The organism is Alteromonas sp. BL110, assembly GCF_003443615.1.
Taxonomy (GTDB): domain Bacteria; phylum Pseudomonadota; class Gammaproteobacteria; order Enterobacterales; family Alteromonadaceae; genus Alteromonas.
Window position 1 is genome coordinate 1,713,996 of sequence record NZ_CP031967.1, and the last position, 22,197, is coordinate 1,736,192.

Consider the following 22,197-nt stretch of genomic DNA (forward strand, 5'->3'; position numbering starts at 1 on the left):
ATGAAATCTGTGGCGCTTAAGGCTTTGCGACAATAAAGCCGCGCTTTATTCCTCTGTTCGCTCGCGTTATTAATCCATAGCTTGCCGCATCAAACGTTTTAAAAACAATAATTTCACCTACTTTGAGCGCGGGCTGTGCTACCGTATCAATGAACCACTCACCACCGTTTTTAGCACCGGGTTCATTAACATAACGCGGGCTATCTTCATCGATAATGGCTGGTCCTTGAGCATACACCCCCAGTACCGTGCCTGGCGCTACATCCATCGCACCAAGGTCAACAATGACGACATCATATTTGCCAAGTAAGTCATGATCATGCAAATCGCCAACAACTACTCCTCGTTGTGAGGTAGCAGGCGTAAGCTCGAAACCTTCTGGATGAGTAAAGCCACCGGCCATTAGTTTGTCACCGCGTTTTGCTTCTTGGTTGGCGTCATCGATAAACAGCAGCATAGTATCGTCTGCTTGGTCTTTCTCTACCAACGAAGCATTAGATACGTGCGTAACCTGAATGCCTAACGTTTCCCCATCTAGGTTTTTGATAGTAGCGTGCTTTCTAATAACTCTGTACTGGTCGTCAGTACTGAATTGTTGCTGACTAAGCACAAAGTCATCTGACGCAAACCTGACATTTCCGTCTTGGTTACCTAAGAGTCTAGGCAATTCGGAATAGTCGTCTTCGTCTAACAGCATATGCTGTCTTACAAAAGGAGAGATAGTTGTCCAAGACAGGACGTCAACAGGTTTTGGCTTTATTCGCTTATCAGTAGACGGAGACAGATTGTAAGCCAGTTTGTCGCGCTTCACGCTTAAGACAGGCTGACCATCAATGTAACCTACAACGATGACATCACCAGGGTAGATAAGGTGAGGGTTATCTATTTGCGTATTCGTTCGCCAAAGCTCTGGCCATAGCCAAGGCTCGTTTAGAAAAATACTCGCAATTTCCCATAAGGTGTCGCCACGCTTCACTGTATATGTCTCAGGTGCCGTGTCTTTTAATTGAAGCGCGAACGCAGGCAAAGACAAAAGCACTCCAAGAATAAATATTGCTGCACGACGCGCGTTTGTTAATCGCTTTTTCAAATTGACCACCTGCAAATTATTCACTGTCATTTATTGTTGATTTTTCAGACAATAGCACTATATCGGCAGAAGTACGTATTCTTATAGGGTTTAGGCAAAAAACTGCACGAAACCACCCGATATACGTTAGAATAGTAACTTAATAAGCACTGTAAAGCGTGCTGGCAATTAGATCGTATATGAATTTATACAGCGAAAAGGTGAAGTAAGCGAGAAATGGCAATTTTAGACGTATTAAGTTTTCCTGATGAACGTCTTCGCACGGTAGCTAAGCCCGTAGAAGAGGTTAACGACGAAATTAAACAATTGGTATCGGATATGTTCGAAACCATGAAAGACGAGAACGGTATTGGCCTTGCAGCGACGCAAGTTAACCGCCACGTTCAAGTTGTTGTAATGGACGTATCGGAAGATCAAAACGAGCCTCGCGTATTTATTAACCCTGAAATTACTCGTAAAGATGGTTCCACAATTAGCGAAGAAGGCTGTTTGTCTGTACCGGGTAACTACGCCAAAGTTGAGCGCGCTGAAGCAATAACGGTTAAAGCTTTAGATCAAAACGGTGACACTTTTGAATTGGATGCTGAGGGCCTGTTAGCTATCTGTATTCAACACGAACTCGACCATTTAAAAGGTAAGCTTTTTATCGATTATCTATCGCCACTTAAGCGCCAGCGTATTCGTAAAAAGCTTGAGAAAGAAGCGCGTCTTGCCGCAAAAGCCTAAGGAATAACGTGACAACTCCATTAAAAGTGATTTTTGCCGGTACTCCGGATTTTGCAGCTAAACATCTGTCGGCGTTGCTAGAGAGTAGGCACGAGGTTATTGCTGTTTACACCCAGCCGGATAGGCCTGCCGGACGAGGTAAAAAACTCACAGCCAGTCCAGTTAAATTGCTCGCTGAAGAAAATACCATTCCTGTGTACCAGCCTCAGTCGTTAAAAACGCCAGAGGCACAGGAAGAATTAGCCTCACTAAACGCTGATTTAATGGTGGTGGTTGCTTATGGCCTAATATTACCTACTGCTGTGCTCAATGCACCTAAACTAGGTTGTATTAATGTGCACGGTTCTATTTTGCCAAAGTGGCGCGGCGCGGCTCCTATACAGCGCGCTATATGGGCGGGAGACGCTGAAACTGGCGTAACCATAATGCAAATGGACGAAGGTTTAGATACGGGTGATATGCTGCACATTGCCACATTACCTATTACATCTGAAGACACCAGCGCAACTTTGTATGAAAAGCTTGCAGAATTAGGGCCGCAAGCGTTAGTAGAAGTCGTGGATAATTTTGAAAGCTATACGCCCACCAAACAAGATGATTCTCAAGCCACCTACGCAAAAAAGCTATCTAAAGAAGAAGCCCTTATCAATTGGGCAGACGATGCCGCCCAGATAGAGCGAAACATTCGGGCTTTCAATCCTTGGCCGGTAACGTGGATGAAGGTAGAAGATCAGAATGTGAAGGTATGGTCAGCTACCGTTGTAACACTAGATAAAGATGTCGAGCCAGGTACGATAGTCAGTGCTAATAAAGAAGGCATAACCATAGCGACAGGGCAAGATGCACTTTGCATCACATCACTTCAAATTCCAGGTAAAAAGGCGCTACCAGCGTCAGACGTTATCAATGCTCGCCAAACGTGGTTTGAAGTGGGTCGTTGTCTGACACAAGCGGACTAAACGTGAAACCATTACCCCTACCCAAACAAAAGAACCTGCGCGCAGATTGTGCGTGGGTTATTTATCAAATTTTAGAGCAAGGCAAGTCATCGCGTGAATGCTTAGAACGCGTCCAGCGCAGACATAACGCCAAAGATAACGCATGGATTCAAGAAATGTCGTTAGGGGTAATGCGTCGCCTTCCCCTTTTACAGCATTGGCTTCGCTCTTTGCTAGATAGACCCTTAAAGGGAAATAAAAAGGTTATTGAACACCTTATACTTCTTGGTTTATACCAGCTTAACTTTTCACGTGTTAGTAACCACGCTGCCGTGGGTGAAACCGTTGCCGCAGCGTCTTATTTAAATGCAGCAGCGCTCAAAGGTTTGGTAAATGCGGTACTGCGCAACTTTCAGCGAGAGAACCTTGCCGATAAGCCAGTAGACGATGCCATTATAAACAGCGGTTTACCCAAGTGGTTGTTTAAAGCGATAGAAAACGCCTATGGCGACGATGCGAATCAAGTGCGTAGCGAAACTAACGCTATGGCCCCCATCTGGCTTCGCGTTAATAAACTGCAAACAACATTGGCAGCATTTACTGAGGCGCTCGATAGTGCTGGCGTAGAATATACCCTTAGCGAAAATCACGCAGATGCAGTAATTCTAACTAAACGTGAAGACATTACCGCCCTGCCTGGCTTTGATAAAGGGCACTTTGCGGTGCAAGATGGCGCAGCCCAATTAGCCGCGCACTACTTACAGCCACAAGCAAATGAGCGTATTTTAGATTGTTGCGCTGCGCCTGGTGGTAAAACAGGGCACATTGTAGAGTGTGCACCGGATACAGAGTACGTGTTAGCCCTGGACGCCGATGCCTTTCGCCTAAAACGTGTTGAAGAAAATATGACACGCCTACAACACACTGTCGATATTAAGCAAGGTGATGCTGCTAATCCTGATGCATGGTGGGATGGAAAGCCCTTCGATAGAATATTACTGGATGCCCCTTGCTCTGCTACTGGCGTTATTCGACGTCACCCTGACATTCGCTGGCTTCGAAAATCGAACGACATCGATAACTTAGCACAGCTGCAGCGCCGCATATTAGATACGCTTTGGGGCCTATTAAAACCAGGCGGCACGCTGCTCTACGCAACCTGTTCTATTTTACCAAAAGAGAACATGGCGCAAATACAGCAATTTTTAGCCGACACGCCAAATGCCACCTTATCGCCTGTAGTGAAAACAGAAACCATAGATAAACCTGGTCGTCAGATAACGCCAGGGGAACAACAAATGGATGGTTTCTATTATGCGAGGCTGGTAAAGTCGGCAGACTGAGTTAAATAGTTGTGCAGGTTTCATAGATATGACCTGCACAGATATGAAGGCAAAATAATAACGATGAAGATCATCATTTTAGGGGCCGGTCAGGTGGGCGGAACACTTGCTGAAAACCTAGTAGGTGAAAATAACGAAATTACCGTTATTGACTCTGACCCCACTATTTTACGCGCACTGCAAGACCGCCTTGATTTACAGGTGGTTACAGGTGTGGGTTCACACCCTGATGTATTGCGCAAAGCCGGAGCGGAAGATGCTGATATGCTGATAGCCGTGACCAATAGTGATGAAAGCAACATGCTAGCCTGTCAGGTGGCCTATAGCCTTTTCAAAACGCCTACCAAAATTGCTCGCGTACGCTCAGAACAATACATTATTTACCAAGAGCAGCTATATAAGCAGCAAGACATTCCGGTAGACCACATTATTGCCCCAGAGCAACTGGTAACCAAGGCAATTAAACGCCTTATCGATTATCCCGGTGCCCTTCAGGTGGTAGAGTTTGCTGAAGGCAAGGCCAGCTTGGTAGCGGTTAAAGCCTATTACGGTGGCTTATTGGTGGGACACGCGTTATCAGCGCTTAAAGATCACATGCCTAACGTTGAAACCCGAGTTGCAGCCATTTACCGTCGAGGACGCCCTATTCGTCCACTGGGAACGACGGTTATAGAAGCAGATGACGAAGTCTTCTTTATTGCCGCCACCAAGCACATTCGTGCAGTAATGAGTGAGCTTCAAAAGCTCGAGTCTAGCTACAAGCGAATTATGATAGCCGGTGGTGGTTTAATTGGCGCAGGGTTAGCGAAAAAGCTTGAGCACAATCATAACGTTAAGCTTATTGAATACAGCCCAGAGCGGGCAAAGTACCTATCTGCCAACTTAGATAAAACCATTGTCTTCAGTGGTGACGCGTCTGATCCTGAATTGCTTAGCGAAGAAAATATCGAACAGGTCGATGCCTTTATTGCGGTTACCAACGACGATGAAGCGAATATTATGTCGGCCATGCTGGCAAAGCGTATGGGCGCGCAAAAAGCCATGGTACTTATTCAGCGAAGTGCTTACGTAGATCTCGTTCAGGGTGGCGAGATAGACATAGCATTTTCACCACAACAAGCCACTATTTCGGCACTACTTACGCACGTGCGCCGTGGTGACATTGTTAACGTCTACTCATTACGTCGTGGCGCGGCAGAGGCTATCGAAGCCATTGCCCATGGCGATGAAAACACGTCTAAAGTAGTTGGTAGGCAAATTGGCGATATTAAGCTACCACCTGGTACTACAATTGGCGCTATCGTTCGCGACGATCAGGTTATTATTGCTCACAGTGATACCAAGATAGAAGCGAACGACCACGTAATTTTGTTCTTGGTGGATAAGAAGTACATCAATGATGTAGAAAAGCTTTTCCAGCCCAGTGCATTCTTCTTTGGCTAGCGCTATACCCCACTCTTTGTGGAGCTTTGCAAAGATACCCGGGTACAGTTATTCGAATATAGACATCTAGAACAAAGGGCGATGGATATCGCCCTTTGCTTTTAAGCTTGCGATTGAGCAAAGCCTTCCATAAAAATATTAGCTTCGCCAGAACGTAGGCGAGAACAATACCAGTAATGAGAAAACCTCTAATCGGCCAAACACCATACCCGTTACCAGGATCCACTTGCCGACATCCGTCACGTCGGCATAGTTTGCCGCCACACTGCCTAAGCCCGGGCCTAAGTTATTTAGCATGGCCGCCGTTGCCGTAAAAGCACTAAGGTTATCTAAACCTGTAGCAATTAGGCCTATCATAATTACCACAAACACCACGGCGTAAGCTGAGAAAAAACCCCATACAGCTTCTACCACTCTGTCGGGCATAGCGCGGTCGCCAAACTTTACACTGTACACGGCTTTAGGATGGATAAGCCTATCAACTTCTCGCTTGCCCTGTAAAAACAACAAACACACGCGGACTACTTTTAAGCCACCACCTGTGGAGCTGGCGCAACCGCCTATAAAGCTAGAAAAAATAAGCATAATGGGCAAAAACGTAGGCCATACAGAAAAATCAGTAGTAGCGAAACCGGCCGTTGTGCTGATGGACACAGCCTGAATCATAGCCTGATCTAGGGCTTGCTCCGCGGAGCTATAGTAGCCTGATAGTGTTAATACTAAAAAACAAATAGCAATTAGCGACGCTTGAATAATAAAGAATGCTTTGAATTCAGGATCCTTAAAATAGCCTTTCACTGAGCGTGAGCTAACCGCGGCGTAGTGCAGTGAAAAATTCAGCGCAGCAATAAGCAAAAAGACCGTACAAACCACGTTTACCATGGGGCTATTGAAGTAACCTAGACTCGCGTCATGGTTAGAAAACCCACCAATGGCTACTGTAGAGAATGCATGGCAGATGGCGTCGAAGACATTCATACCTGAAAGCCAATATGCACCAGCGCACGCAATAGTTATGGTTAGGTAGATATACCATAGATGCTTTGCCGTATCGGCAATGCGCGGTGTCATCTTATTATCTTTAACCGGGCCCGGTGTCTCTGCTCGATACAGCTGCATGCCCCCAACGCCAAGAATAGGTAGTATGGCAACGGCAAGTACAATGATACCCATACCACCTAACCACTGAAGCTGCTGGCGGTAAAACTGCACTGAATGTGGAAGAAAATCTATCCCTTCGATAACCGTGGCGCCCGTGGTCGTCAGACCAGAAAAGGACTCAAAAAAAGCATCGGTCACTGTCATGCTTGGTTGCTCAAGCAAGATAAGCGGAATTGCCCCCACACTCGCCAGTACCGACCAAAATAGCGCAACTATTAAAAAGCCTTCTCGCGCTCTTAAGTCATTTTTTTGCTGACGATTGGGATACCACAAGGCCATACCGCCAACGACACAGAATATAAAGGCGAGAGTGAAAGGAAGACCGCTACCATCTTGATAAATCAACGACACAATAGCTGGTGGGATCATGGTTACGCTAAAAAGCGCTATTAGTAACCCGAGTATTCGTATGATGGCACGGTAGTGCATTGTTTATTATGCCTTTATTTTTATAGCGCGCATAAGGGCTTAAGTACCCTGGTTTTAATGTTTTTTTGAACTCAATTCAAAAAAACAAACGTCGTTACCTTAAACAAGAAAGGTAGAGCTCAATGTGTTTCGTATAGGGATTTGATTATAGGACTATAATCAATAAGGGGAAACCTTTGTCTCCCCACAACATTAAGCTAATTATAACAAAACGAAGCTTAACTTTTCGGTATAGAAAAGCCAGCCCCAAGCTTTCTATTTCATAGCAAGAACAGTCTTGACCATTTTGCTAATACTCGCATTCGCTTCACTAACGCTTTGCGCAAGCATATAGGCAGGCGTGGTTACCAGCTTTGCATCATTATCCACCACAACCTCATCTACTGGGCACTCCACATGAGTGGCACCTAACGCATTCAAGCCGCAAGCCGTGGCTTCATCGTCACCAATAGTCAACTTGGTGTTGTTGCTATACACTTTAGCGGCTAAGGCTGGAGCAATACACGCATAAGCTGCAGGTTTTTTAGCTTGTGCAAATGCCTTACAGACTGCAAGTACATCTTCATTAAAAGTACATTTATCGCCGTCCACGGCAAAGGTACACAGGTTTTTCGCCGCACCAAAGCCGCCTGGCAATATAAGTGTATCAAACGCATCAACGTCACAATCAGTTATAGGCTTTATATTGCCTCGGGCTATACGGGCCGACTCTACCAATACGTTTCTGGTTTCACCTTCTGCTACTTCACCAGTTAGATGATTGACCACGTGAAGTTGCTCAACATCTGGCGCGAAACATTGATAAGTCGCCCCTTCTTGCTCAATGGCTAAGAGCGTTAATACCGCTTCATGTAATTCAGCCCCGTCGAACACACCACTACCACTTAAAATAACGGCTACTTGTTTCATATTGTCCTCCCAGACGTTATGCCATCTACTTATTCAAAATTTGGCTATTAAACACACAAGTGTACAAAAAAAGTTCTTACAAATACGTGTATACAATGTTAACGGTTATGCTACATTACTTGACCAACTTGGTTAAACCAAAAATAAACGTGCACCAAGTTATCCACATAAAATGGAATGATTAGTAGCAGGTACGCTGTTTTCACACCTTAGTCTCATTCCCTTATTTTTCTTGATTTAGAAGGTGATCTTTAACTTGACAAAGATCATCGGGATCACTGTACCTGAAACTTTAGATCACAAAGTTATCCACAGGTAAATAGTGATCGCATGTCACGTTTAATCTTCCTTCATGATATGGCGATCTGCCCTAGCCTGTGGCATCCTTGCGCTCATATTGTATATTGGAAAATCGCCCGCTATGCCAGATTCTAAAAAGCCCCCATTTATTCTTGTCGATGGATCGTCATATCTTTTTCGTGCCTTCCACGGTTTACCACCATTAACGAACTCAAAAGGCCAAGATACCGGTGCCATTTATGGTGTTGTGAACATGCTTAAAAGCTTGATCAAACAATACAACGCTACGCATATGGCGGTAATTTTTGATGCCAAAGGAAAAACTTTTCGCGACGACATCTACAAAGAATATAAAGCAAATCGTCCACCCATGCCGGATGAGCTAAGAAGCCAGATCGAACCACTACACACTATTATTAAGGCAATGGGCTTACCCGTTATTGTCGAGTCGGGCGTAGAAGCGGACGACGTTATAGGTACATTAGCCAAACATGCCACAGAGAAAGGGATTGATACCCTTATCAGCACTGGCGACAAAGACATGGCGCAATTGGTTAATGAACATGTCACCTTGATCAACACCATGACTAACCAGGTAATGGACGTTGAAGGCGTAAATACTAAGTTTGGCATTCCCCCAGAGCTTGTGATCGACTTTCTTGCACTAAAAGGCGACAAAGTAGATAACATTCCCGGCGTTCCTGGTGTGGGCGATAAGAGTGCTCAAGCCCTACTTAATGGTATTGGCGGTATCGATGATATTTATAAAAACTTAGATAAGATTGCCGACCTATCGTTTAGAGGTAGCAAATCAATGGCGGCGAAAATGCAGGAGTACGAGGAGCAAGCGCGACTTTCCTATACCCTAGCCACTATTAGCATCGATCTTGACCTAGACTATGATGTTGAAGCCTTGATGCCTTGTCAGCCCGATAATGAAAAACTTCGCGATCTATTTGCTGAGTACGAATTTAAACGCTGGCATACAGAAGTAAGTGCGCTTGTGGCGGGCGGTGATAGCTCAAATAGTGAAACGACTGCCAGTGAAGATAACAGCAGTGCACAAGAAAGTGAGCAAAGTACCTCGGCAGACATCGACAAGTCAAAGTACGAAACCGTGCTTGATGAAACGAGTTTTAACACTTGGCTCGCTAAACTTGAAAAGGCAGAGCTAATCGCCTTTGATACCGAAACCACTAGCCTTAACTACATGGATGCTGAATTAGTTGGCGTTTCATTTTGTATAGAAGAAGGTGAAGCGGCCTACGTACCTGTAGCCCATGATTACCCAGGCGCACCGGAACAACTATCGCGCGAGTTCGTACTAGATGCATTAAAGCCAATTTTGGAATCAGACAAGATTATCAAAGTGGGCCAGCATATTAAGTACGACAAAAATGTATTAGCGAACTATGACATAACCTTGAACGGCATTGGCTTTGACACCATGCTTGAAAGCTATGTACTGAACAGTACCGCCCAGCGCCATGATATGGACTCGCTAGCCCTGGCCTACCTTGGTCATAAAACCATTCATTTTGAAGAAATTGCTGGCAAAGGTGCAAAACAGCTTACCTTTAATCAAATTGACTTAGAAGAAGCAGGCCCTTATGCAGCAGAAGATGCTGATATTACGCTTCGTTTACATAATGCTATTTGGACTAAGTTAAAAGACATACCGGAACTTAAAAACTTGTTGATAGACGTTGAAGTTCCTCTTGCGTGCGTACTTTCTCGCATGGAACAAGAAGGTGTACTTATTGATAGCCAAAGGCTTAGTCAACAAAGCCAAGATCTTGCTAGTCGTATTACCGAGCTTGAAAGTGAAGTGCATGAAGAAGCCGGTGAGCCATTTAACTTAGGCTCAACCAAACAGCTTCAGCATGTCCTATTTGAAAAAATGTCGCTGCCAATTATTAAGAAAACGCCAAAAGGCGCGCCTTCTACTTCTGAGGATGTGCTGCAAGAACTTGCTCTTGAGTATTCGTTGCCTCAAAAGATCATGGAATACCGCGGCTTAACTAAGCTTAAGAACACCTACACAGATAAACTTCCTAAGATGATCAATCATCGTACTGGTCGGGTGCATACCTCTTATCACCAAGCGGTAACAGCCACGGGACGCCTCTCTTCAACCGATCCTAATTTACAAAACATTCCTATTCGAAATGAAGAGGGTCGTCGCGTACGTCAGGCATTTGTACCAAGAGAAGGAAATAAGTTTGTCGCAGCTGACTACTCTCAAATTGAGCTGCGTATTATGGCGCACCTTTCTGGCGATAAAGGCCTACTCGATGCCTTTGCTCATGGTAAAGATATCCATAAAGCAACGGCTGCTGAAGTTTTTGGTGTACCACTTGATGAGGTAACAACCGAGCAACGCCGCAGTGCAAAGGCAATAAACTTCGGATTAATTTATGGTATGAGTGCGTTTGGATTGTCTAAGCAACTTAATATTGGGCGTAACGAAGCGCAAAAATATATGGACCTTTACTTTGAACGCTATCCTGGTGTGCTTGAGTACATGGACTCAACTCGTGAGAGTGCAAAAGAAAAGGGTTATGTAGAAACCGTATTTGGACGCAGGCTTTATTTGCCTGATATTAAAGCAAGTAATGGCGCACGCCGAAAAGGCGCAGAACGCGCGGCTATCAATGCGCCAATGCAGGGCACGGCGGCTGATATTATTAAAATGGCCATGATTAAAGTTGACGACTGGATCAGGAAAAATGCATCTGACGATGTAACCATGATGATGCAAGTGCATGATGAGCTGGTTTTCGAAATAAAAGAAGACAAGGTTGATACCTATGTCGCTACTATTACTGCACTTATGGAAAGCGCAGCTACGCTTAATGTACCGCTGGTTGTTGAGGCGGGAGTGGGCGAAAACTGGGATGAAGCTCACTAGTTTGGTAATTAGATTACAGTTTTGACATTAAAAGCGCGTTTATTTTCATTAAATTTGGTAATTTAATTACATAACGCCCTTGCCTTTTCTGTGCTTTGTTGTAATATTACACATGTAGGGTACAGAGGTGAGAAAGCTGTTTTCAAACCTTTGCTTTAACCCCGACAGTTTTGTCGGGGTTTTTTTATGTCTGTAGAAAATAAATAGCTTTTAAATATCAGACACATAACCATTTAAATAACTTTTCTTTCTATTTTTTCTGAACTTCTTTGATTACTACTACTCTATATCTACGGTTTTTATGTGTTTTCTCTCAGTTTACGCCTCGCTCTATGCGAGGCGTTCTTTTTTCTGGCGCATCGAGCCGCCCAACCAAATACATGAAGTCAGAAAAAGTGAAATTCTTCGTTTACTTTATTGGACTTCGCTATCAGCTGTGTCTTCATCGACCGGTTTGCCTAACCCGAACCACGAATCTAAGATACGCTCAAGCTCTGGTAAACCATGTTTATTTAATGACGAAAAGGTTTGTACCGTTACATCACCCATAAATGCCATAGCAGCTTCACGGGCCATTAATAGTTGTGCTTTGCGCTTTCCGCTTTTCAATTTATCGGCTTTCGTAAGAAGAGCGAGTACAGGGATATTGGACGCCACTGCCCAATGAATGAGGTCTTGGTCTAAATCCTTAAAAGGATGACGAATATCCATTAGTACCACTAAACCTTTTAGCGACTTACGCTTTTGAAGGTATTCACCTAATGACGCTTGCCACTTCTTTTTCATCGCAACCGGGACTTTAGCAAATCCGTAACCCGGCAAATCGACAAGGCGCAAGTCTTCCTCTAATTCAAATACATTGATTAATTGAGTACGACCTGGTGTTTTACTGGTTCTCGCTAAGTTTCTTTGACGGGTTAATGTGTTAAGCGCACTCGACTTGCCCGCATTTGAGCGACCCGCAAATGCAACTTCAATTCCGCTGTCATTCTTTAAATGACGAATGTCAGGTGCACTCGTAAAGAATTTTGCTTTGGTGTAATACGACATCTAGACTTACCTCCACATGCGTCTCAACCTTCGGTTTACAGTTTTTTAATGAATAAACCAGCTAAAAACCATAGTTTTATCATGGAATAGGTTTTTCTGACGCGTTAAATGTGTAAAATACGCATGATATCACGTATATCACGCGAGCCGTTGGATCCATTTAAGAGATTTATTATGAAAAAACTGTGTTTGTTGGTGTGTATGTCTTTGGGTTTGAGCGCAACTGCTATAGCAGAAGGCGACGCCGAGGCAGGTAAAGCGAAATCTGCAGTATGTGCAGCCTGTCATGGCCCTGATGGCAACAGCATGATTGACATGAACCCGAAACTTGCTGGCCAGCATGAGAAGTACATTGTTAAGCAATTAACCGAATTTAAGCTTGCCTCTCAAACAGGTGGCGAGGAAGGACGTAACAATGCTGTGATGAACGGTATGGCTGCTCCACTATCAGAGCAAGACATGAAAGACTTAGCTGCTTATTTCTCAAGCCAAGAGCCTAAAGCGGGCGAAACGCCAGAACAATATGTAGAAGCTGGACGCGCACTTTATCAAGGTGGTGACGAGTCACGAGGCGTAACAGCATGTATCGCTTGCCATGGACCTAAAGGTAACGGTATGGCACTAGCAGGCTTCCCTGACATCAGCGGACAGCATGCTACCTACACTGCATCTCAGTTAAAAGCTTTCCGTTCTGGTCAACGTCACAACGATATGAATGGTATGATGCGTGATATTGCGATGAAATTAACCGACGAAGATATCGAAATTTTATCTAACTATATCGCAGGCTTACACTAAGCCTTACCGTTTTTACACACTGTTGTTAAAATTTTGTTACCAGAAAAGTTGTATTTTAAAATTATTCGTGTAATCTAACGGCGTAGTTTGTAGGTGCCTTTGAAAATTTACAAACTAAATAACAAGAATAATAATAAAAATGCAACATGGAAGACGGGATAAAGAGCCACGAGGGCCAAAAACAACAATACAGCTCTGCTAAAAATAAAAATAAGGGGAGCACAGCTAGGGAAGCCAGCTACACATAGATGTGTATAACGGGAGAGGTGTCATCTGACACTCATACAATGTAAGGTGATGGTGAAAACCATCGCCTTTTTCTTTTTTAGTCCCTTTATTAATATCCGCCTTTTATGTCTTGTCCTTTATGTCAAAGCGCTAATACATCGTCTCACTACCACACTGATAAAAAGCGGGAATACCTTCAGTGTAGTCAATGCGACCTTGTTTATGTTTCTCCTGAATTTCTACCGTCAAAAGAAATCGAAAAACAGGAATATGACCTCCACGAAAATAGTTTCGAAGATGAAGGTTATCGAAAGTTTTTAGGAAAAGTTTTAACGCCACTTTCACCTCTTATAAAAGCGACTAACGCAAAAGCGCTATCTGGATTAGACTTTGGCTGTGGCCCAGCGCCTGTTCTAGCGAGCATGCTATCAGAAGATGGGGTGAATATGAGTACATACGATCCTTTCTATGCCCCCACATTAAAGGCACTAGAGAAACGCTACGACATTGTAACTTGTACTGAGGCTATCGAACACTTTCACGCGCCACATATGGAATGGGCGCTATTTAACAAACTTGTAGCTTCTGGTGGCGTTCTTGCCATCATGACTAAGCGCGTACTTGATAAAGCCAGGTTTGCAAATTGGCACTATAAAAACGACGTCACCCACGTTAGCTTTTTCAGCGAAGCAACCTTTCAGTATTTGGCACAACGAGATGGCTATGATGTTAGTTTTCCAGCAAATGACGTGGTGCTAATGAAGAAGCGCTGAAGTAGATTATCTATCACTAACTATATGGCGTATTGATTTTTAACCACACACCCAAAGATCAATACGTAGACACTAATTCGCGCTATAATAGCGTTGTTTTTTCACTCTCTTTGTTATTTGGAAATTATGGCACGTTCAAAGAAATCACGTAAAGTCGGTCAAATCGGCGTTCGTAAAGACCCTGACTTTAAACCTAGCGAAAACCGCAAATCAGACTCGCCTCGCCCTAAAAAGCACAAGGGTAAGCCTGCTGGTAGCCGCCACAATGTTGAACAGAAAAAAGTAACTGGTAAAAAGAGTGCTGAGAATAAAGATCCTCGTCACGGCAGTAAGAAGCCCGTTCAGCTTGTAAAAACAGCAGTAACATCAACCCCTGCTCAAAAGAAAAAGTACGCTACTCCAGCCCAAGAGCTGGCAGCCCTAGAAGCAGATCAACGCTTAACAGATTTACTCGATAAGCTTGATGATGACAAGCCGCTTACTCGCGAGCAACAAGCATACGTAGACGAAAAAATGGCACGTCACCGCATTCTTTGTGATCTGTTAGGTATAGTGGAAGACGATGATGAAGATGACGATATGGATCCATTCAACGACTTAGACGCTATTAACATCGACGACTTTAAGCATTAATAGATACGGGAAAACGTTATGCTTTGGGCAGTACTTTCAGGCATTGCGCTACTAACAATTATTGGGCTTGGCTTTTACGCGGGTAAACTGTTGTTTATGCTAAAGCAGCAGAAAGCTCGACAGGAAGCGGCAAGACAATCTCGCATTGCTAATATTACTGATAGCATCATAGTGATTGCTAAGGCAATGGAGCAACAGCAGTGTGACCTATCTGAAGGTGTCATTCGCATCGTTAACTTGCTTAACGCCCTTCCTATTAAGTCGCCACCTGATTTTAAAGCGCAGTATCCGCAAGTTCATGCACTTTTCACCGAAGTCAGTGGCTTCGCGATTTTAGAAGCAAGACAACAACTTCCCAAAAGTGAGCGAAGAAAACAGGATATCGCACGAGAGCAAATTGAATCTGAATACGAGTCTAAGGTATTAGATGAATTACCACCGCTTAAAGCATACTGTGAAACTCTGGTAAGCGCTCAATAGAAGGTAGTGCTACGGCGTAAAACAAAATCATTTGGCATTGTATAAAAAAGACCGATTATCATTAGGTGCTCGGTCTTTTTTCTCTAGCTTACTTTCTATATCCGCGTTTTATGTCGCTTTCTATATCACTTTACTGCTAGGTCACAGGTACGCTGATAACAGTGACACCCTACTTCGTGATCATTAATCATTCCCACTGCCTGCATAAATGCGTAGCAAATCGTTTCACCAACAAAATTAAAACCGTGCTTTTTTAATGCTTTTGACATGGCTTTCGACGCGTCCGTAGAGGTGGGTGCTTGCTTAAAGTTATCCCATGCATTTATTACAGTACGTCCGCCAGTGAATTGCCAAATAAACTCGCTAAACGGCCGAGTTTCTTCTATGGCCAGGTATCCTTTCGCGTTTTTAATCACAGACTCTATTTTTAATTTATTTCTAATAATGCCACTATCTTGCATAAGCCTTTCGACGTCAGAGGCATCCATCTTTATTATTTTTTCCGGGTTGAACTGGTGAAATGCCCGCTCGAAATTCTGTTGTTTTTTGAGGATTGTTAACCAAGATAAACCTGCTTGCTGACCATCTAGGCATAATTTAGCAAACAGAGCTCGGCTATCTAGCTCAGGTACGCCCCATTCGTTGTCATGATAAGCCAGATAAACAGGGTCATTGCTCACCCAACCACATCGGTGTAATGGCATATTTTGTTCTGTTTTTATTTGATTGGTCATGGCTAAAGATTAAATCCTTGTTGTGAAGTGGCATATTGCCTTTATTCGTGACGTTTTTTCACCCTTTACACCTACATACTATGCCTCACAAATTGTATACTATCCCACCTTAATTTTTAGTCAGTTAACTAATAAGCAGCGGATGTATGCAGAAATACGATATTAAGACCTTTCAAGGGTTGATCCTTGCGCTTCAAGATTATTGGGCGCGTCAGGGCTGCGTTATTATTCAGCCTCTGGATATGGAAGTGGGTGCAGGTACTTTTCACCCTATGACGTTCCTACGTTCTTTAGGTCCAGAGCCAATGAGTAGCGCCTATGTTCAACCGTGCCGTAGACCCACAGATGGTCGTTACGGTGAGAACCCAAACCGCTTACAACATTACTACCAGTTCCAAGTAATGCTTAAGCCTTCACCTGATAATATTCAGGAATTGTATTTGGGCTCTTTGAAAGAGTTAGGTTTTGATCCGCTGGTTCACGACATTCGCTTTGTAGAAGACAACTGGGAATCACCAACGCTTGGAGCCTGGGGTCTAGGCTGGGAAGTATGGCTAAACGGAATGGAAGTGACTCAGTTTACCTATTTCCAACAGGTAGGTGGCCTTGAATGTAAACCAGTTACCGGCGAAATCACTTACGGTCTAGAGCGACTGGCTATGTACGTTCAAGGTGTTGATAGTATCTACGACCTGGTATGGACTGACGGCCCTATGGGTAAAGTCACCTATGGGGATGTATTCCATCAAAACGAAGTAGAACAATCTACGTATAACTTCGAACATGCCAATGTAGAAGCACTGTTTAGAACCTTCGATGAGTGTGAAGCCGAAAGCAAAAAGCTTATCGAGAATAACCTTCCACTTCCTGCCTACGAGCAGGTAATGAAGGCGTCTCATGCATTTAACTTACTTGATGCACGTCACGCGATTTCAGTTACAGAACGCCAACGCTATATTCTTCGCGTTCGAACGCTGGCTAAAGCGTGTGCAGAGAGCTATTACCAAGCACGTGAAGCATTAGGCTTCCCGCTATGTAACAAGGAGGCATAAGCGTGCGTACAGAAAATTGTTTAGTTGAATTAGGTACTGAAGAACTACCACCAAAAGCGCTTAAGTCTTTGGGTGAAGCCTTTGCCACTCAGTTTGAAGCAGCGCTAACCCACGCAGACTTAAGCTTTGACTCGGTAAGCTGGTTTGCTGCGCCTCGCCGTTTGGCGGTGTACGTATCTGGTCTTGCTGAAGGTCAGGCCGACAAAGTGGTAGAGAAACGCGGTCCTGCAGTATCTGCCGCGTTTGACGCAGACGGTAACCCCACCAAAGCAGCACAAGGCTGGGCGCGCGGTAATGGAATTGACGTTGCTGACGCAGAGCGCTTAGTTACAGATAAAGGTGAATGGCTTCTTCATAAAGCACATGTGCCTGGTCAAACCATTGCTGAGTTGTTAGAAGGTTTAATTAATCAAGCTGTAAGCAAGCTTCCTATTCCAAAGCCTATGCGCTGGGGTAACTACAACACACAGTTTATTCGCCCTGTTCACACCCTTTGTGTGCTTTATGGAAGCGAAGTGGTTAACGTTTCAGTATTGGGACTAACAAGCGGCCGCGTTGTTCAAGGTCACCGATTCCACGGTGAAGGTCGTTTTGAACTTGATCATGCTGATAATTATGCGTCTGCCCTAGAGCAACAATATGTGCTTGCTGATTTTGATGCACGAAAAGATAAAGTGCGCCAGCAATTAGAAGACGCAGCCAAAAACTTATCTCTTAAGCCAGATTACAATGAAGAGCTGCTCGAGGAAATTGCTTCTCTTGTGGAGTGGCCTGTAGTACTGCAAGCAGGGTTCGATAAGGGTTTCTTAGAAGTGCCGAAAGAAGCACTTATATACACAATGAAGGACGACCAAAAGTATGTGCCGCTGCTAGATAGCGATGGTGCACTTTCAAACACTTTCTTGTTCGTAACGAATATCGAAAGTCGCGATGCGTCTCAAGTTATTTCTGGTAACGAAAAGGTTATCCGCCCTCGCCTTGCCGATGCAGAGTTCTTCTTTAACAGCGATAAAAAGTCGACATTAGAAAGCCGCCTTGAAAGCTTAGAAACCGTTTTGTTCCAAAAACAGCTTGGTACGCTAAAAGAAAAATCTGAACGCATTTCTGCCCTATCGGCGTTTATCGCTTCGCAAATAGAGGCGAATGAAACACAAGCTGCACGAGCAGGTCTTCTAGCTAAAACCGACTTGATGTCGAACATGGTTATGGAGTTCCCAGACGTTCAAGGTGTTATGGGTAAATACTATGCGCTAAACGACGGCGAAGATACACCTGTAGCTGAAGCCTTATATGAGCAGTACATGCCGCGTTTTGCAGGTGACACACTCCCAAGTTCTGGCGTAAGCGCGTCGGTCGCGCTTGCTGACAAACTGGATACTCTTGTGGGTATTTTTGGTATTGGCCAGTTACCTAAGGGTGATAAAGACCCATTTGCGCTTCGTCGTGCAGCTATCGGTGTATTACGTATTGTCACTGAGCTGTCACTGCCGCTAGATCTTGAAACGCTAGTAAGCAAAGCCATCGATGTGTATGGCGATAAGTTAACGAATGCTGAAACACAATCTCAGGTTGTTGATTTTGTATTAGGTCGCTTCAATGCTCTTTTACAGGACCAAGCTATTGCCATTGACGTTATCCAAGCTGTAGCCGCTCGTCGCCCTACTAAACCATCTGATTATCTAGCCCGTGTCCATGCGGTAGATAAATTCAAAGCATTAGAAGAGGCAGAAGCGTTAGCTGCCGCTAACAAACGCGTAGCAAATATTCTCGCTAAGCAAAAAGTAGATGTGTCAAACGCGGCTAATATCGACGAATCGCTACTAGCGGAAGACGCCGAAAAAGCACTGTATACTGAGCTCAGAGCTGCACAGGAAGAAGTAAATAGCGCGCTACCTTCGCATGACTACACACGTATTCTGTCAGCACTTGCAACGCTGCGTGATGTAATCGATAACTTCTTTGATAACGTAATGGTTATGGCAGATGACGAAGCAGTTAAAAATAATCGACTTGCTTTGCTATCGCTTTTAAGGCAACTTTTCCTTACTACTGCGGATATCTCGATTCTCGCGAAGTCGTAGGCTAGCTAAAGTTAATGTGGTTATAGGCCGCAAAAAAACAAAAAGCCCAGCCTTAACGTTGGGCTTTTTTATTAATGGAGACGCTGTGAAAAAGTTATTAACTATTGCTTCTATGTGCATAGCACTTTCCGCATGCTCAAGCAGTGGAAGCTTTAAGATTCCAGAAATTGCACCGGACGTGCCCCGCATTCAATTCGAAAACATGTTTCTAAGAGGTGTGTTTAACTGGTGGGAAGCTGACCCAAGTTACAAGTTTAAGCGCTCAAATTCAGGTTGGACCGTAGACGTTGAACTCATTGCAGACGGACAACCCTATGACTTCAGGTTATCCGACGCAAAATGGACGCCTTCACAGAGTTGTGGCGGTAAATATAAAGGTCAGCCTGTAATGTTAGGCTCTACCGCTTATTTAGTCTGTGAGCAAGGCTCAGAGAACTTGCAATTTACTCCCTCTACTACAGGTATTTATCGCTTCACCGTAAACCCTGCAAGCGCGGGTGAAGTTGCACTGGTAGTAACCAAGATTTAAAACGAATGCCGTACTACTGCGGCATCTTTTTACATCATTCGTTGATTACTAATTTCATTACTGTAAACACACTATAAAGTTACTTTAGTTTAAACTGCGTTCACTCCTTCTATAGGCATAAAAAAAGCGACCACTTTGGTCGCTTTTTTTCTACCGATTAATATACTACACGTCTAGGTTTTCTACCTTCAGCGCATTCGCTTCGATAAACTCTCTACGCGGCTCTACTTGGTCGCCCATTAATGTTGTAAACAGTTGATCACAGCCAATGGCGTCTTCAATGGTCACTTGAAGCATACGTCGGCTTTCAGGATCCATAGTGGTTTCCCAAAGCTGCTCAGGGTTCATCTCACCTAGCCCTTTATAACGCTGAATGTATTGACCGCGTTTCGCTTCATTCATCAACCAATCTAGCGCTTCTTTGAAAGATTCTACTGGTTGTTTACGCTCGCCACGCTTGATGTAAGCGTCAGCTCCCATCATGTCATTAATAGCAAGGTTAAGTTCTTTTAAGCGTTGATACTCAGACGACTCAATGAATTCGTGATCGATAATATACTCATAATCGATACCATGCATCCGCATGATGATTGTGATGTAATATTCACTAAGCTCAGCATCAGTACGAATTTCATATCGGTATGTAGCACCGTCGTTTTCGCGCTCTGTAAGCTGTTCTACGAAGTGTTTCGCCACATGCTCTAGAGCTGACTCATCTTTCAGGTCTTCAAGGTTTAATGTAGGCGTGTACAGCATACGGTAAAGAATTGCTGAAGGCATTTTGCGTTTCATACGCGCGATCATTTTCTCTACTGATTGATATTGCTTAACAAGGTTTTCCAGTCCTACGCCACTAATACCTGGGTCCTCATCACTGGTGTGTAATGATGCACCATCAATAGCGATACCTGTGAGGTAATTAGTTAAAGAGTCGTCGTCTTTTAAATACTGCTCTTGTTTGCCTTTCTTCACTTTATAAAGCGGAGGCTGTGCAATATAAACATATCCTCGCTCAATGATTTCTGGCATTTGACGATAGAAGAAGGTCAGAAGAAGCGTACGAATGTGAGAGCCATCTACGTCAGCATCAGTCATGATAATAATGCTGTGATAGCGCAATTTTTCTGGATCATATTCGTCACGACCAATACCACAGCCTAGCGCAGTGATAAGCGTCGCAACTTCTTGTGAGGAAAGCATCTTATCGAAACGTGCTTTTTCAACGTTTAGGATTTTGCCTTTAAGCGGCAAAATAGCTTGGTTCTTACGGTTACGACCTTGCTTAGCTGAACCTCCCGCAGAGTCACCCTCCACTATATATAGTTCGCTTAATGCAGGGTCTTTTTCCTGACAATCAGCAAGCTTACCTGGCAGACCGGCTAGATCTAGTGCGCCCTTGCGGCGTGTCATTTCACGAGCTTTGCGTGCAGCTTCACGAGCGCGAGCGGCATCAATAATCTTACCCGCAATGATTTTACTTTCAGCAGGGTTTTCTAATAAAAACTCTGCTAGCTTTTCATTCATTGCAGATTCAACCGCTGGACGAACTTCAGAAGATACAAGCTTGTCTTTTGTCTGTGAGCTAAACTTAGGGTCAGGCACTTTCACTGAAATTACAGCAGTAAGCCCTTCTCGAGCATCATCACCACTGGCATTGGTTTTAGCCTTTTTATTCAGGCCTTCCTTTTCCATATAGTTGTTTAGCGTGCGCGTTAGCGCTCCACGGAAGCCTGCTAAGTGAGTACCGCCATCTCTTTGCGGAATATTGTTCGTAAAACAGAATACGTTTTCTTGGAAACTATCGTTCCACTGCATAGCCACTTCCACCGCAATGCCATCTTCTTGCTCGCTTGCGAAATGAAATACTTTTTGATGTACAGGCGTTTTCTTTTGATTTAAATATTCAACGAAAGCTTGAATACCACCTTCGTACATGAAGTGGTCTTCTTTACCGTCGCGCTCGTCTTTCAGACGAATTGACACACCAGAGTTTAGGAATGAAAGCTCACGAAGGCGTTTAGCAAGAATATCGTAATGGTAAAGTGTATCTGTGAACGTATCAGAACTTGGCCAGAAACGAATCATTGTTCCTGTTTTGTCAGTATCGCCTGTAACCGCTAGTGGAGCCTGTGGAACACCATGTTGGTATTCTTGTTCATGAGCTTTACCAGCGCGTCGAATGCGAAGCTTTAGTCGACTAGAAAGTGCATTTACTACCGATACACCTACGCCGTGAAGACCGCCAGAAACTTTATATGAGTTATCATCAAATTTACCTCCTGCGTGAAGTACCGTCATTATAACTTCGGCTGCAGAGACCCCTTCTTCAGGGTGCAGTTCTGTAGGTATACCACGTCCATCGTCAGACACGGAAACTGAGCCATCACTGTGGATTTGCACAGTTATTTCAGAACAGTGTCCCGCCAGTGCTTCATCGATAGAGTTATCGACCACCTCGAATACCATGTGGTGTAGTCCGGTACCATCATCAGTATCACCGATATACATACCTGGACGCTTTCTTACTGCATCTAATCCTTTAAGTACTTTAATACTGGACGAGTCGTAGTTGTTCTCTTCTGACATACT

Annotated in this window: 18 protein-coding genes; 12 read left to right on the forward strand and 6 right to left on the reverse strand. The window is 44.1% G+C overall.

The features are described 5' to 3' along the window. Positions 1-16: 16 nt before the first annotated feature. Complete coding sequence (locus tag D1814_RS07465; RefSeq protein WP_118490991.1) at positions 17-1,090, reverse strand: LysM peptidoglycan-binding domain-containing protein; 1,074 nt, start codon at positions 1,088-1,090, stop codon at positions 17-19. Between the two features lie 216 nt (positions 1,091-1,306). Between D1814_RS07465 and def the strand changes: the two genes are divergently transcribed. From def to trkA, 4 genes are all read left to right on the forward strand, one after another. Then, positions 1,307-1,816 (forward strand): peptide deformylase, encoded by a 510-nt coding sequence (gene def / locus D1814_RS07470; RefSeq protein WP_118490994.1) that lies wholly within the window; start codon positions 1,307-1,309, stop codon positions 1,814-1,816. 8 nt (positions 1,817-1,824) lie between these two features. Continuing rightward, positions 1,825-2,775 (forward strand): methionyl-tRNA formyltransferase, encoded by a 951-nt coding sequence (gene fmt, locus D1814_RS07475; RefSeq protein ID WP_118490996.1) that lies wholly within the window; start codon positions 1,825-1,827, stop codon positions 2,773-2,775. 2 nt (positions 2,776-2,777) lie between these two features. Continuing rightward, on the forward strand, positions 2,778-4,097 hold the full coding sequence (gene rsmB / locus D1814_RS07480) for a 16S rRNA (cytosine(967)-C(5))-methyltransferase RsmB (protein WP_118490998.1): 1,320 nt from the start codon (positions 2,778-2,780) through the stop codon (positions 4,095-4,097). Between the two features lie 63 nt (positions 4,098-4,160). After that, entirely contained in the window at positions 4,161-5,540 is a 1,380-nt protein-coding gene (trkA, locus tag D1814_RS07485; RefSeq protein ID WP_118491000.1) for a Trk system potassium transporter TrkA, read from the forward strand. Between the two features lie 138 nt (positions 5,541-5,678). Here the strand turns inward: trkA and D1814_RS07490 are convergent, their stop codons facing one another. Both D1814_RS07490 and elbB read right to left on the reverse strand, forming a co-directional pair. Then, positions 5,679-7,130 carry a TrkH family potassium uptake protein gene (locus D1814_RS07490; protein WP_118491002.1) on the reverse strand — a complete coding sequence of 484 codons (1,452 nt, stop codon included), beginning with the start codon at positions 7,128-7,130 and terminating at the stop codon, positions 5,679-5,681. A 255-nt stretch (positions 7,131-7,385) separates the two neighbouring features. Next, positions 7,386-8,039 carry an isoprenoid biosynthesis glyoxalase ElbB gene (gene elbB, locus D1814_RS07495; protein ID WP_118491004.1) on the reverse strand — a complete coding sequence of 218 codons (654 nt, stop codon included), beginning with the start codon at positions 8,037-8,039 and terminating at the stop codon, positions 7,386-7,388. A gap of 421 nt (positions 8,040-8,460) precedes the next feature. Between elbB and polA the strand changes: the two genes are divergently transcribed. Beyond that, positions 8,461-11,250, forward strand: a complete 2,790-nt coding sequence (gene polA / locus D1814_RS07500; RefSeq protein ID WP_118491006.1) for a DNA polymerase I — start codon at positions 8,461-8,463, stop codon at positions 11,248-11,250. Between the two features lie 414 nt (positions 11,251-11,664). On the opposite strand, the gene yihA is transcribed toward polA, so the two are convergent. Continuing rightward, positions 11,665-12,300: a ribosome biogenesis GTP-binding protein YihA/YsxC gene (yihA, locus tag D1814_RS07505; RefSeq protein ID WP_118491008.1), complete on the reverse strand. Its 636-nt coding sequence runs from the start codon at positions 12,298-12,300 to the stop codon at positions 11,665-11,667. Between the two features lie 174 nt (positions 12,301-12,474). On the opposite strand from yihA, the gene D1814_RS07510 reads away from it, so the two are divergent. The 4 genes from D1814_RS07510 (at position 12,475) to D1814_RS07525 (ending at position 15,212) form a co-directional block, all read left to right on the forward strand. Next, positions 12,475-13,098: a c-type cytochrome gene (locus tag D1814_RS07510; protein ID WP_118491010.1), complete on the forward strand. Its 624-nt coding sequence runs from the start codon at positions 12,475-12,477 to the stop codon at positions 13,096-13,098. 353 nt (positions 13,099-13,451) lie between these two features. Then, entirely contained in the window at positions 13,452-14,099 is a 648-nt protein-coding gene (locus D1814_RS07515; RefSeq protein ID WP_118491012.1) for a class I SAM-dependent methyltransferase, read from the forward strand. 126 nt (positions 14,100-14,225) lie between these two features. Continuing rightward, positions 14,226-14,732: a Der GTPase-activating protein YihI gene (gene yihI / locus D1814_RS07520; RefSeq protein ID WP_118491014.1), complete on the forward strand. Its 507-nt coding sequence runs from the start codon at positions 14,226-14,228 to the stop codon at positions 14,730-14,732. A gap of 18 nt (positions 14,733-14,750) precedes the next feature. Beyond that, entirely contained in the window at positions 14,751-15,212 is a 462-nt protein-coding gene (locus D1814_RS07525; RefSeq protein WP_118491016.1) for a DUF2489 domain-containing protein, read from the forward strand. 125 nt (positions 15,213-15,337) lie between these two features. On the opposite strand, the gene D1814_RS07530 is transcribed toward D1814_RS07525, so the two are convergent. Next, complete coding sequence (locus tag D1814_RS07530) at positions 15,338-15,946, reverse strand: DNA-3-methyladenine glycosylase I (protein ID WP_118491018.1); 609 nt, start codon at positions 15,944-15,946, stop codon at positions 15,338-15,340. 146 nt (positions 15,947-16,092) lie between these two features. Here D1814_RS07530 and glyQ point away from each other — a divergent pair, with 146 nt between their 5' ends. The 3 genes from glyQ (at position 16,093) to D1814_RS07545 (ending at position 19,608) form a co-directional block, all read left to right on the forward strand. Then, the gene (gene glyQ, locus D1814_RS07535; protein WP_014947716.1) at positions 16,093-16,998 is read left to right on the forward strand and encodes a glycine--tRNA ligase subunit alpha; all 906 of its coding nucleotides are present in this window, start codon (positions 16,093-16,095) and stop codon (positions 16,996-16,998) included. 2 nt (positions 16,999-17,000) lie between these two features. Then, positions 17,001-19,079: a glycine--tRNA ligase subunit beta gene (gene glyS / locus D1814_RS07540; protein ID WP_118491020.1), complete on the forward strand. Its 2,079-nt coding sequence runs from the start codon at positions 17,001-17,003 to the stop codon at positions 19,077-19,079. An 85-nt stretch (positions 19,080-19,164) separates the two neighbouring features. Then, positions 19,165-19,608 (forward strand): hypothetical protein, encoded by a 444-nt coding sequence (locus D1814_RS07545; protein ID WP_118495337.1) that lies wholly within the window; start codon positions 19,165-19,167, stop codon positions 19,606-19,608. A gap of 165 nt (positions 19,609-19,773) precedes the next feature. On the opposite strand, the gene gyrB is transcribed toward D1814_RS07545, so the two are convergent. Then, positions 19,774-22,194: a DNA topoisomerase (ATP-hydrolyzing) subunit B gene (gene gyrB, locus D1814_RS07550; protein ID WP_118491023.1), complete on the reverse strand. Its 2,421-nt coding sequence runs from the start codon at positions 22,192-22,194 to the stop codon at positions 19,774-19,776. Positions 22,195-22,197 lie beyond the last annotated feature (3 nt).

Coding starts and splice junctions, on each gene's coding strand:
- def (WP_118490994.1), top strand. CDS start 1,307: ATGGCAATTTTAGACGTATTAAGTTTTCCTGATGAACGTCTTCGCACG.
- trkA (WP_118491000.1), top strand. CDS start 4,161: ATGAAGATCATCATTTTAGGGGCCGGTCAGGTGGGCGGAACACTTGCT.
- D1814_RS07490 (WP_118491002.1), bottom strand. CDS start 7,130: ATGCACTACCGTGCCATCATACGAATACTCGGGTTACTAATAGCGCTT.
- elbB (WP_118491004.1), bottom strand. CDS start 8,039: ATGAAACAAGTAGCCGTTATTTTAAGTGGTAGTGGTGTGTTCGACGGG.
- polA (WP_118491006.1), top strand. CDS start 8,461: ATGCCAGATTCTAAAAAGCCCCCATTTATTCTTGTCGATGGATCGTCA.
- yihA (WP_118491008.1), bottom strand. CDS start 12,300: ATGTCGTATTACACCAAAGCAAAATTCTTTACGAGTGCACCTGACATT.
- D1814_RS07510 (WP_118491010.1), top strand. CDS start 12,475: ATGAAAAAACTGTGTTTGTTGGTGTGTATGTCTTTGGGTTTGAGCGCA.
- D1814_RS07515 (WP_118491012.1), top strand. CDS start 13,452: ATGTCTTGTCCTTTATGTCAAAGCGCTAATACATCGTCTCACTACCAC.
- yihI (WP_118491014.1), top strand. CDS start 14,226: ATGGCACGTTCAAAGAAATCACGTAAAGTCGGTCAAATCGGCGTTCGT.
- D1814_RS07525 (WP_118491016.1), top strand. CDS start 14,751: ATGCTTTGGGCAGTACTTTCAGGCATTGCGCTACTAACAATTATTGGG.
- D1814_RS07530 (WP_118491018.1), bottom strand. CDS start 15,946: ATGACCAATCAAATAAAAACAGAACAAAATATGCCATTACACCGATGT.
- glyQ (WP_014947716.1), top strand. CDS start 16,093: ATGCAGAAATACGATATTAAGACCTTTCAAGGGTTGATCCTTGCGCTT.
- gyrB (WP_118491023.1), bottom strand. CDS start 22,194: ATGTCAGAAGAGAACAACTACGACTCGTCCAGTATTAAAGTACTTAAA.